Genomic DNA, 11,480 nt, shown 5'->3' with positions numbered 1-11,480 from the left:
ATTTGCTTACCTTCATCCTCAATCCCTATCAGTACCAGTCCATCCACCAAATGCCAACCAGTTGACATTTTTAAAATCTTGGCGCGTTTTCTCGCTTATTATCACGCCGTCGCCGCTATAAGCCACTAAGGTTGTAATCACCTTCCGCGATTTTCACAATCATCAGGAAATGTCTCCACGCGACTCGGTGCACTTGGCATCAGCAAGCGTGGAGTCTCACCAGTTCGGCTTGCCGACACTGTTCATGTATCAGCAATACAAGGTAATTGTCCGATGGATGGCATACTTTCGGGTTTTCCCTTTTCCCGTAAGAAGGATATCGCCGCACCCGACAGCAAAAAAAATTCTGACATTGACAGGAGTGATTCAATGCGTCTCACCAAGAACGAACCTTCCCCTGCGTTTAACAATGATCTCGATAACAATGATCCGGTTCCTGCGTATAACGGCATAGGCTCGCCGGATACCGGAAGTCGTGTAACAGAATTGTCACGCGCGAAGGCTGCGCCGACGGCAGTGATTGGCCCGAAGATTATGTTCAAGGGCGAACTGACCGGCGAGGAAGATTTACTGATCCAGGGTAAGGTAGAAGGCAGTATTGATCTTAAAGGTAATCACTTGACCATCGGCAGCCAGGGCGTGATTAAAGCGAACGTGGCGGCCAGAACCATTACCGTTGAGGGCAGTGTGGAAGGCGATATCGTCGCGGCAGAGCACATCGCTATCAAGAGCGCCAGCCGGGTTAAAGGCAACCTTAAAGCGGAGCGCGTCACCTTGGAAGACGGTGCGAAATTCCGTGGTTCTATCGACATGGATATGGATGGGGATAGCAAAGTGGAAACCAGGCCGGAATCCAAAAGTAGCTATGGTTCCTCTATATTGCCGAAAGATGACAAAGTCGACGATATTGGCTAGATAAATTTGCTGTAATGCATTGCCGAGGCCGTGTTGGTTTTCCAGCACGGCTGTTTCGTTTTTATGGGCTTTATAAAAAGGTATACGCTGACGGTGGCACAGGGTTTTATCGATAACGCAGCACACGACCAAGCGGTGGAGATCATCCACCGTTCACCGGGTATCACCGCTATCTATAATGAACTTAAAGCCTCAACCCACAATAGCGTGCTTGATCTCGGCTCAGCTTCCGCTGCCAGTTTCCAGTTTTTTTCCCGCCTGAGTTGCCATATCCATTTTGAAAGCCTGGATAATTTTTTTGCGGAATGCGGCGAAGCCTGGGTATCCGGTGAAGCCTTGCGCGCTGGATTGGATGACTATCTCTCGGCATTTACCGACACCAAGCAGTTTGACGTGATCCTTGCCTGGGATATTTTTAACTACCTTGATCGCGACACCCTGCAATGGCTGATCGCGCGCCTTAATCGTCACTGTCGCCCCAACACCCTGCTGCACAGCATTAAATATGTCGGTCGCAACCTGCCGGCGGTACCGCGTCAGTTTCAAATACTTGATCAGTACCAGACACGCATGCAATGCGCCGGTGTGCTGTGCTCCCGACCTTTTGCGGGGATGGATACTGCCACGGTACTGAAAAGCATGCGCAACTACACCATGGAATATACCTACATGCAGCAGGAAGGTATGGCGCAGGACATTACCGAGCAAGTGCTGCGCTATCAACCGGAAGGGAAAAATACGAATCGCCAGGTGGCCTCCGCCGAATTGCACAGTCTGCCGCATGCGACGCTGGCACACCGCTCCTATGTTCTTGAGCTGGTGTGCGAACACCTACAAAAAACGCCAGCGGCGACCGTGTTGGACCTGGGCGGCAAAGCGACGCGCAACGGGGATTTTTTCTTGCGTTATGCGGAAAATTTTTATGTCGAAGACCTTCTGCCATCCTTGCATAAATCGCCCACCGAAACAGAACCGCCGTTGATTCGCCAGCATGCCCTGCGGTTTGATCCGGCGATTAAGTTTGATGTGATTCTGGCGTGGGATGTCTTTAACTTTTGTAATGCCGAGCAGTTATCAGCCGTGTATGAGAAATTGCGTGCGCATATGCATGACAACACGCTGGTATTTGCTTTTTTTTACACCGGTGCGGAAGTGCCAGAGCGATCTCAAAAATGTTACGTGCAGGATGATAAGACCATCGCGTTATTACCGACCCCCAAAAAGCCCGCCGCTGAGAATGAGTTTACCGCTGTCAGTTTACTGAGGATCTTCCGCGACTTTTCCCTGGCTAACACCTGCATCATGAAGCCAGGCATGCAGCGCGGAATTTATGAGTACCTTTTTCAGTCGCGCATCCACCGCCCGTAATCTGTCATAGGTTATTTATCAGGTCTGGGCGGGCAGTGGTATTCCGCCTGAATCTGATTATTGTCCATGGAGTAGAGGTGCACATCAAAACCCCATAGACGGTGCAAGTGACGCAGCACTTCATTCACTGAATCTGCCAGGGGTTTGCGTTCGTGCATGGTGTGATGCAGTGTCAATGAGCGGTCGCCGCGCACGTTCACGTTGTAAATCTGGATGTTGGGTTCGCGGTTGCCAAGATTGTATTGCCCCGCCAACATCTCACGCAGCTTACGAAAGCCGCTTTCATCATGAATCGCAGCGACCTCAATATTTTCTTCATGATCATCATCAATGATGCTGAATAATTTTAAATCGCGCATGACCTTGGGTGACAGGAATTGCAGGATAAAACTCTCGTCTTTAAAGTTGCGCATGGCAAAGTGCAAGGTTTCATTCCAGTCTTTGCCCGCGATATCCGGAAACCAGTCGCGGTCTTCAGCGGTAGGGTTTTCACAGATGCGACGAATATCCATCATCATGCTGAAGCCGAGCGTGTAAGGGTTAATCCCGCTGAAGTAGGGGTGGTCGTAGGGCAGCTGGGCAATCACACTGGTGTGGGATTGCAAAAATTCCAGCATAAAACCATCGGTCACCATACCGCGTGCGTAGAGTTCGTTCAGCAGCGTGTAGTGCCAAAAACAGGCCCAGCCTTCGTTCATCACCTGGGTCTGGCGTTGCGGGTAAAAATACTGGGCGATCTTACGCACAATACGAATGATTTCGCGTTGCCAGGATTCCAGTAGTGGTGAATTCTTTTCCAGGAAATAAAGAATATTCTCCTGGGGCTCCGGCGGAAAACGGCGTGCGGTTTTTGGATCTTCGGCGTGTTCCGTTTTAGGGATAGTCCGCCATAAGTCATTCACTTGTTTCTGTAAATATTCTTCCCGCTCCGCCTGACGTTGCTCTTCTTCCTGGGCAGAGATGGGGTAGGGGCGTTTGTAACGATCCACACCGTAATTCATCAGGGCGTGGCAGGAATCAATAATTTCTTCTACCTGGTCAATGCCATAGCGCTCCTCGCATTTACTGATGTAGTTTTTGGCAAACACCAGATAATCAATAATCGAATCGGCATCGGTCCAGGTTTTAAATAAATAGTTACCTTTAAAGAACGAGTTGTGGCCGTAGCAGGCGTGCGCAATGACCAAAGCCTGCATAGCCATGGTGTTTTCTTCCATCAAGTAGGCAATGCAGGGGTTGGAGTTAATAACGATCTCATACGCCAGCCCCATTTGCCCGCGCTTATAAGAATGTTCGGTGCTGAGAAATTGCTTGCCATAGGACCAATGGTGGTAGCCAATCGGCATACCCACAGCGGCGTAGGCATCCATCATCTGTTCGGAGCTGATGACTTCAATCTGATTGGGATAGGTATCGAGCCGGAATTCTTTAGCCAGTTCGCCCAAGGCCCGATCACAATCACGTATCAGGTCAAAGTTCCATTCCGAGCTAGTAAACAGCGGTTGAGTCATGCGACCCTCTTATGGAAGAGTTCACGGAATACCGGATAAATATCAGCGGCGCTGACAATATGTTGCATGGCGAATTGTTCCGGGCAAGCGGCCTGTACTTCTTCGTAGGTGTGCCACAAGGATTGATGATTGCGCGGCGTAATTTCAATATAGGAATAATACTGGCAATGCGGTAACACACTGTTGATCATCAATTCCTTGCAATTGGCCGAATCATCTTCCCAGTTATCTCCATCGGACGCCTGGGCACCGTATATATTCCACTCCGAAGGCGAGTAACGCGCTTCGATAATACTGTGCATCAAGCGCAGTGAACTGGACACTACGGTACCGCCGGTTTCGCGGGAGTGGAAGAATTCATCTTCATCCACTTCCTTGGCAATGGTGTGGTGACGAATAAAAACCACTTCCGTTTTTTCGTAGTTGCGCTGCAAAAATAAATACAACAGGATAAAAAACCGTTTGGCGATATCCTTTGTGGCTTGGTCCATAGAACCGGACACATCCATGATGCAAAACATCACCGCTTTGGAGCGCGGAATCGGTTGCTTGATATGCAGGTTGTATTTCAGATCAAAGGTGTCGAGCCAGGGCGTGGCCGCAATCGCTTTGCGTAACTTGGCCATTTCATCCAGCAAGGCTTCGTAACCGGGGCCGGTGCGTTCTCCGGGGTGTAAAGCCTCCAGCACAGCTTCCAGTTCTTCCAGGCGTTTACGTTTTTTTCCGGTCAAGGCGATACGACGCATATTGGCGGAGCGCAATGAGCGAACGATATTGATCTTGCCGGGACTGCCTTCGTTAGCAATACCTGCGCGAACCTGTTTGAACTCTTCCACGCCGGTCAGTTGCCGTTTGATCAAGTTGGGTAGTTCCAGACCGTCAAACATAAAATTCAGGAACTCTTCCTGGGAAATGGTGAATGAAAAATCATCTTCACCTTCGCCGGAGTCGCTGGCTTTGCTACCGCCTTCACCGCCGCCGCCTTCAGGGCGCGGAATACGATCACCTTCAGAAAAGTGCTTATTACCGGGCAGTACGCGGGTATTGCGACCGCCGTTACCATGGTAGATAACCGGTTCACCGATGTCTTTGGTAGGAATGCTGATCTTGCCGCCGCGATCAATGTCGGTGATGGAACGCTCGCCAACGGCATCGGAAACGGCTTTGTGAATCTGGGCGCGGTAGCGCCGCAAAAAGCGTTGGCGATTTACGGCACTTTTGTTTTTGGTGTTCAGGCGACGATCAATAATATAGCTCATAGCTTACCTGTCAGGCTGTCGCAAAACGGTCTGGCAGATGCGTCACATCTGCCAAGATTTTAACAATAACGTGGGTAGGATTTCTGCCTCTCCTCCTGAGTTGATTGTTCGCTATTGTGATTTCCTGACCCGCAAATACCACTCGGACAACAGCCGTACTTGTTTTTCGGTATAACCCCGCTCAATCATCCGTTGCACGAAATCCTGATGCTTTTTCTTGTCCTGGGCAGATGCCTTGGCATTGAAAGAAATAACCGGCAACAGATCTTCGGTGTTGGAGAACATCTTCTTCTCAATGACCGTGCGCAGTTTTTCGTAGCTGCGCCAATCCGGGTTCCGTCCGGCATTATTGGCTTTGGCCCGTAACACAAAGTTGACAATTTCGTTACGGAAATCTTTGGGATTGCTTATGCCTGCCGGCTTTTCAATCTTCTCGAGCTCTTCATTCAAGGCAGCGCGATTTAATATCTCGCCGGTTTCGTGATCACGGTATTCCTGATCCTGAATCCAGAAGTCGGCATAAGTCACATAGCGGTCAAATATATTCTGGCCGTACTCGGCATAGGATTCGAGATACGCCGTCTGGATTTCCTTGCCGATGAAGTCCACATATTTGGGTGCAATGTATTCTTTGAGGACGTTGAGATATTTTTCCTGCACTTCTTTAGGAAATTGTTCCTGTTCAATCTGTTGTTCCAGCACGTACATCAGGTGCACCGGATTGGCTGCAATTTCAGTGGGATCAAAGTTAAAAACGCGTGACAAAATCTTGAAAGCGAAGCGAGTCGATAAGCCGTTCATACCCTCGTCCACACCGGCAGCATCTTTATATTCCTGCAAGGATTTGGCTTTTGGGTCGGTATCTTTCAGATTCTCGCCATCATAGACGCGCATCTTGGAGAAGATGTTGGAGTTTTCCGGCTCTTTCAAGCGGGACAGGACTGAGAACTGTGCCAGCATGCGCAAGGTATCCGGTGCACAAGGTGCTCTGGACAGTGAACTGTTTTGGAGCAATTTTTCGTAAATCTGCATCTCTTCAGTAACGCGCAGGCAATAAGGCACCTTGACGATATAAACCCGGTCAATGAAGGCTTCGTTGTTTTTGTTGTTGCGGAAATTCTGCCATTCCGATTCGTTGGAGTGCGCCAGGATGATGCCATCGAAGGGGATGGCACCTAAACCTTCGGTACTATTGAAATTACCTTCCTGGGTCGCGGTCAGCAAGGGGTGGAGTACCTTGATCGGCGCCTTGAACATCTCCACGAATTCCATCAGGCCCTGGTTGGCGCGACATAAACCACCGGAGAAGCTATAAGCATCCGGGTCGTTTTGGGGAAATTCTTCCAATTTGCGAATATCGACCTTACCCACCAGCGAGGAAATATCTTGGTTGTTTTCATCACCCGGTTCGGTCTTGGTGATAGCGATCTGATTGAGGGTAGAGGGGTAAAGTTTGACGACCCGGAACTGGGTAATATCGCCGTGGAATTCCTGCAAGCGCTTGGCCGCCCAAGGCGACATGATCGTTTTGATATAGCGGCGCGGAATACCGTAGTCTTCCTCAAGGATATGGCCATCCTCTTCCGGGCTGAACAAGCCTAACGGTGACTCAAAAACCGGTGAACCTTTGATGCAGTAGATCGGCATCTTTTCCATCAGGGTTTTAAGCATTTCGGCCAATGAAGACTTACCGCCGCCAACCGGGCCGAGCAAGTAGAGAATCTGTTTCTTTTCTTCCAGGCCTTGCGCCGCGTGACGGAAGAAGGAGACTATCTGCTGGATGCATTCCTCCATGCCGTAAAATTCACCGAAGGCCTTGTATCGCTTGATAATTTTATTGGAAAAGATGCGGCTCAGGCGTGGGTCTTGCGCGGTGTCAACGAACTCAGGTTCGCCAATCGCCATCAGCATGCGCTCGGCGGCACTGGCATAAACGCTCGGGTCCGTTTTACAAAGTTCGAGGTACTCCTTGATCGATAATTCTTCCTGCTGGGTGCTGTCATAGCGCTCGCGGTAATGATTAAACAGGCTCATAACATACCTCTGGTTAGCGATGGGGTTCGCAACTGCTCAGGGTAGATCCCTCCAGCGGACGGCAATCGCAGCTCTTGAGACAACAACTCAAAGCTCTGGTTTAAGCATAGTCGTAAAAATCCTGCCGGGATGTAAATATAAAAAAAATTGCCGGCTCAATGTCAATCTTTCTCCTTAGTACCAAGAGCGTCAAGTTTTCTTTTCATAAAAACTACTTTCAAAAACTGCGCCAATTCTGCGTGCCGGTAATGTGCTGCCTACCAGACTGAAGGCCATGCGGGTTGATGTCAGATTGGACCTGTCGATCTATGGCCGGCATCAGCTTTACTGATATGACCTTTGATCCACAATATCGCGACGTTCATCCGCTGAGGTTGGTCGGGTGCGGGTAAAACAGTAAACCTGGTCGACATTTTCCGGCAAAATCCCGGAGCGGCCTGGCACGGCGTCGGAATTGCTATGATAGTATGCCGAGGGCTTGCCGGAAGCCGGTGCCCAGGTTATTACGTGGTTCAGCTGGAGCCGTAGTAGCACAACAACAATGTATAAAAATCTCTTACTTTTCTTTGCACTATGCCGTCATGAAAGGAAGTTTTTTCAGTCTTCACGATCTTATCCTCACCCTGACTATTGTCGAATGTCTGTGTATGGCGGTACTGGTGCGCGTATTGCCTGACAAACACGGGCAATCGCGAATGATCATCGGATGTTTTTTCCTAGCCGTTGCGCTGGTACTGGCATCAACCATGATCGTCTGGAATAACGCTTTTGCAGACCTCGCTGTCAATAAAACACCTGTGATGATTGTGATCTACGTCGCCTGCTTATTGTTACAGGGGCCCTTACTGTATTTCTATATCAAGTCGTTGCGCAGCAAAGGACACCACTGGAGCCGCCCGGATTTTTTGCACCTTCTGCCTGTGATAGGCGGCAGTATTATTGCCATTTTCTACGGCATCGACACAGCGGACTGGCGTGGCCTTACTACCCCCGATGAAGGTAAGCAGTACGCCGTTTCTTTTTTGTGGGCACTGGTAAAATTCTCTCCCTTCGTTTACGTCATCGCCAGCGCGCGTTTACGCTATCGCATCCATCAACATCTGCGGCGGGGTTTTTCTTCCGTCTCCGAAGTTGAACTGCGCTTGGGCGATATTATTTTATTGGGCTTTCTAGTGCATTGGGTCTGGACGCTGGGCACTTATTATGTGGCGGATTGGGTGCATTGGAGCGTGAGCAATGTGCTCGGCATCATCAATAACTATCTGGTGATCATTTTAATTAATGGCCTGTTTATCAGCGGCTTGCTCAACGCCGAAAAACTATTACACCCCGAACCCATCGTGGCCGAAAAACCCTCGCGCATTAAGAACCGCGAACACAAAATTGCCATCATCGAAAAAGCGATTCACGTAGATCGCATTTACCTGGAATCGAATTTAAATATCGATCGCTTTGCGGCACGGCTCGGACTGCGGGTACGCGACGTATCGGCTATTATCAAGACCCATTACGGCACGAATTTTTTTGAATTTATCAATAGCTATCGTATTGAGGAAGTGAAGCGGTTGTTATTGATGGACGAGCATAAGACGGAAAACATTCTGGATATTATCCACCTCGCCGGCTTTAACAGCCTCTCAACCTTCCACCGCTTTTTCAAGCGCCTGGTCGGTGTTACACCAACAGAATATCGCCGCCAGGGCGGAGTAATTCACACCGAATTGGAAACTGCGCCGAAGGTGTAGCGTATAGCCTTTTCGTTTTACACGACCACATTGAAATTCGCACGATGCGAGTTTGGCGTTAGGGCGTTTGGTTTCGAAACCCTCAAGTCAGGGACGACTTGAGGGAGCTACAAGGATGTATTTATGCGTTTTCGAAACCAAACGCCCTAACGACAAACGAATTTAGAACCAATATCCAGCTTAATTACAGTTATACGACCCACCCAAACCATTCACCGCTTCATACATGGCCGTCAACAAAGAATTCGCGCCATTCGTATCCTGCGACAACTCCCACGTCATGATGCCGCCAGCCTGTGAGCGAGCCAGCTGTGCTTTTTGACGAATTGTCGGAATGCCATTCCAATAATCCGAACCATTGCTGTCACGGCAGGCATTGGCAGCGTTGGCACCAACCAGCGTGTTGTAAGCCGACCAACTGGGGCGGGCGTAGTAAGGAACGCCCAGTACGGCTTTTTCTTTTGGCAAGCCACGGCCCAACCAATAATTCAGTGAGCTGACCGCATAAGAATAGGGCGAGTGGGTTGAACCATTGCCGCCGTCGTAAGCCATCAGGTTAAGGAAGTCGATGTAATTAAAGACTTCAGCCTTCACGCCGCCGCCGGTATACCCGGAAGCCACCACTGCTGCGGTCAACAATTTGCCGCGTGCACGCAGGGCGTTGCTCAGTTGTCCCATCAACAGCGCGTAATTATCGGCGGAGGCACCCGGGTCCGGGTATTCCCAATCCATATCCACACCGTCGAGGTTGTATTGTTCAACCAGGTTGATCAGGTTGTTGACAAAGGCGGTGCGCGTTGAGGCATTGGCGGCAAGCGCTTCAAATGCGCTGTCATTGCCGTCGTTCCAACCGCCGACAGCAATCAACACTTTTACGCCATTGGCATGGCCGAGGGTAACGATGCTTTGCAGCTTGGATGGATTGGGCACGCCTTGCAAACTGCCGTTGGCGTTGGGCAGCACAAAGGAGTAATTAATGTGCGTCAATTTGTTGTACTGGATTGCTGTCGCATTGCCAGCCCAGGAAGGCATATAACCGACGACCTTCATGCCGCCTGCCTGATTGCTGATGGTGTAAGACGCGAGCAGGTTATCAAAACCGATGCTGGCAAGATTCGCCGTATCGCCCGTCAGTGTCACGCTGCTGCCGCCTTGATTGGCTTGTGAGCGCAGCACCGCAGAATAACCATTGATCACTCGCACGGAGGACACGCGATTACTCCAACCGCTCGGTACATTTTGCGCCCCCGCGCCGCGGCAAAAACTCGCGCCGCCGAAGTTGGTGTTCTCATAGAAACACACCGCACCGGCCTGCACAGTAACCTGATCAAACTGGGCATTACCTAGCGTACCGGCGGCGTGGCTGGTGTGCGCAAGCCCCGCATAGGCATTGCTGTTCATGCTGACCGTGGCTGTGCCGACCTGCGTCCAGTTATTGCCGTCGAAAGAGCTGAATCCGGTAAGTGTATTGCCGTTACGTGTGAGCTTGACCCAGTAAGGCGTAAACACGCCGCCCTGGGAATTGCTGGTGCTGGTACCGCTCGCGGCGGTGCGACGCTGGAAGATAGCCCCGTTGCTGCTGGTCATCGCCATCATCGCGTTCTTCGAACCGCCGGTTAAATTCTCACGAAACATCACACCGGCCTTGGCCCATTCATGGGTGGCGCTGAGCGAGGTAACCTGCGCGATAATCGCGCCGTCGCCATTGAAGGGTTGATACACAAAATGGAAATTATCCGTGTTATTCCAGATGTCATTGCCGTTCGCGGTCGTGTTGAACACGCCGTTGCTAAAACTGACCGAACCTGGCAAAGGTGAGCCCACATCGCCGTTATTCCAGGGCGCGGGCAGGTTACTGTTGGATGAGCCGTAAACGGCCATCTCCCAGATCGAATAACCCCAATCATTACCCACACTGCGCGCCGTGCCGTTCATACGCACATAGCGGTAATTACCGGAGATAGCCACCGTATCAGTGCGGTCCCCAAAACTCCCGCCCGTGCGCGTCGCCAGGGTTGTCCAACTGCTGTTGTTATTCGAGCCCTGGATCGTGTAGTTCGCCGCGTTAGCCGCCTCCCAATCAATCACCACCTGCGACAGGTTATAAGCCTGCCCCAAATCAATGGTCAAAAACGCCGGGTCTACCGCGTGGTTCGATTCCCAACGCGTCGCCGGATCACCGTCCACCGCAAAAGACGCCGCCTGAAACTGCGAACTGGCAAAGGTCGCCGCGCCATCGGACAACTTAATCGCAGTTTGTGCAGAAAGTGAAACTGACCACAGCATGCCTGCTAAGCAGACTAAAAAAGCAAAAGGCGTCAATCGCACCTGGCCTCGCCAGGAATTCTGGCGTAAATATTTTATCAATGTCATGACAAGCTCCGAATGGTTTGACCGTTGTTATGAAAAGCATCGACTATTGAAAATAATGTCGCTGAACCGGCGGCACAACGCCATAAAAACTCAACAATCCATACATGCGGGAAATCCCGACGTACATTAAAAAAACACCTGTTAACGCAGATGGTTTTCAGCAGTGCCCGCACACCTGAATGTTCCCGTCCACAGCATGAAAAAATCCTGCGCGGAATTCCTACCGTTTGGTGTAAAAGGTATCAATTGGGAAGGTTTCACCTTTGGCGTTTGGT

At 50.5% G+C, this 11,480-nt stretch carries 7 protein-coding genes; 3 read left to right on the top strand and 4 right to left on the bottom strand.

The window, feature by feature from the left end; genetic code table 11:
* Positions 1 to 369: 369 nt before the first annotated feature.
* Positions 370 to 915: a bactofilin family protein gene (locus ACSV5M_RS12995; protein ID WP_439176663.1), complete on the top strand. Its 546-nt coding sequence runs from the start codon at positions 370 to 372 to the stop codon at positions 913 to 915.
* Positions 916 to 1,008: 93 nt separating this feature from the next.
* Positions 1,009 to 2,283 (top strand): hypothetical protein, encoded by a 1,275-nt coding sequence (locus tag ACSV5M_RS12990; protein ID WP_439176662.1) that lies wholly within the window; start codon positions 1,009 to 1,011, stop codon positions 2,281 to 2,283.
* A gap of 11 nt (positions 2,284 to 2,294) precedes the next feature.
* Here ACSV5M_RS12990 and ACSV5M_RS12985 read toward each other — a convergent pair whose 3' ends face one another.
* The 3 genes from ACSV5M_RS12985 to ACSV5M_RS12975 form a co-directional block, all read right to left on the bottom strand.
* Complete coding sequence (locus ACSV5M_RS12985) at positions 2,295 to 3,794, bottom strand: SpoVR family protein (protein ID WP_439176661.1); 1,500 nt, start codon at positions 3,792 to 3,794, stop codon at positions 2,295 to 2,297.
* Positions 3,791 to 5,053, bottom strand: coding sequence for a YeaH/YhbH family protein (locus ACSV5M_RS12980; protein ID WP_439176660.1), 1,263 nt, complete (start codon positions 5,051 to 5,053; stop codon positions 3,791 to 3,793). Before ACSV5M_RS12980 ends, ACSV5M_RS12985 begins: the two co-directional genes overlap by 4 nt.
* 111 nt (positions 5,054 to 5,164) lie before the next feature.
* The gene (locus ACSV5M_RS12975) at positions 5,165 to 7,087 is read right to left on the bottom strand and encodes a PrkA family serine protein kinase (protein WP_439176659.1); all 1,923 of its coding nucleotides are present in this window, start codon (positions 7,085 to 7,087) and stop codon (positions 5,165 to 5,167) included.
* 581 nt (positions 7,088 to 7,668) lie between these two features.
* Between ACSV5M_RS12975 and ACSV5M_RS12970 the strand changes: the two genes are divergently transcribed.
* Positions 7,669 to 8,832 (top strand): helix-turn-helix domain-containing protein, encoded by a 1,164-nt coding sequence (locus ACSV5M_RS12970; protein ID WP_439176658.1) that lies wholly within the window; start codon positions 7,669 to 7,671, stop codon positions 8,830 to 8,832.
* A gap of 180 nt (positions 8,833 to 9,012) precedes the next feature.
* Here the strand turns inward: ACSV5M_RS12970 and ACSV5M_RS12965 are convergent, their stop codons facing one another.
* Complete coding sequence (locus ACSV5M_RS12965; RefSeq protein WP_439176657.1) at positions 9,013 to 11,205, bottom strand: glycosyl hydrolase family 18 protein; 2,193 nt, start codon at positions 11,203 to 11,205, stop codon at positions 9,013 to 9,015.
* Between the last annotated feature and the right edge of the window lie 275 nt (positions 11,206 to 11,480).

It is taken from the genome of Cellvibrio sp. ARAG 10.3, assembly GCF_051846955.1.
In the GTDB taxonomy this organism is placed as follows: Bacteria; Pseudomonadota; Gammaproteobacteria; order Pseudomonadales; family Cellvibrionaceae; genus Cellvibrio.
Note: the sequence above shows the minus strand (reverse complement) of the source record. Positions and strands in the feature narration are given on the sequence as shown.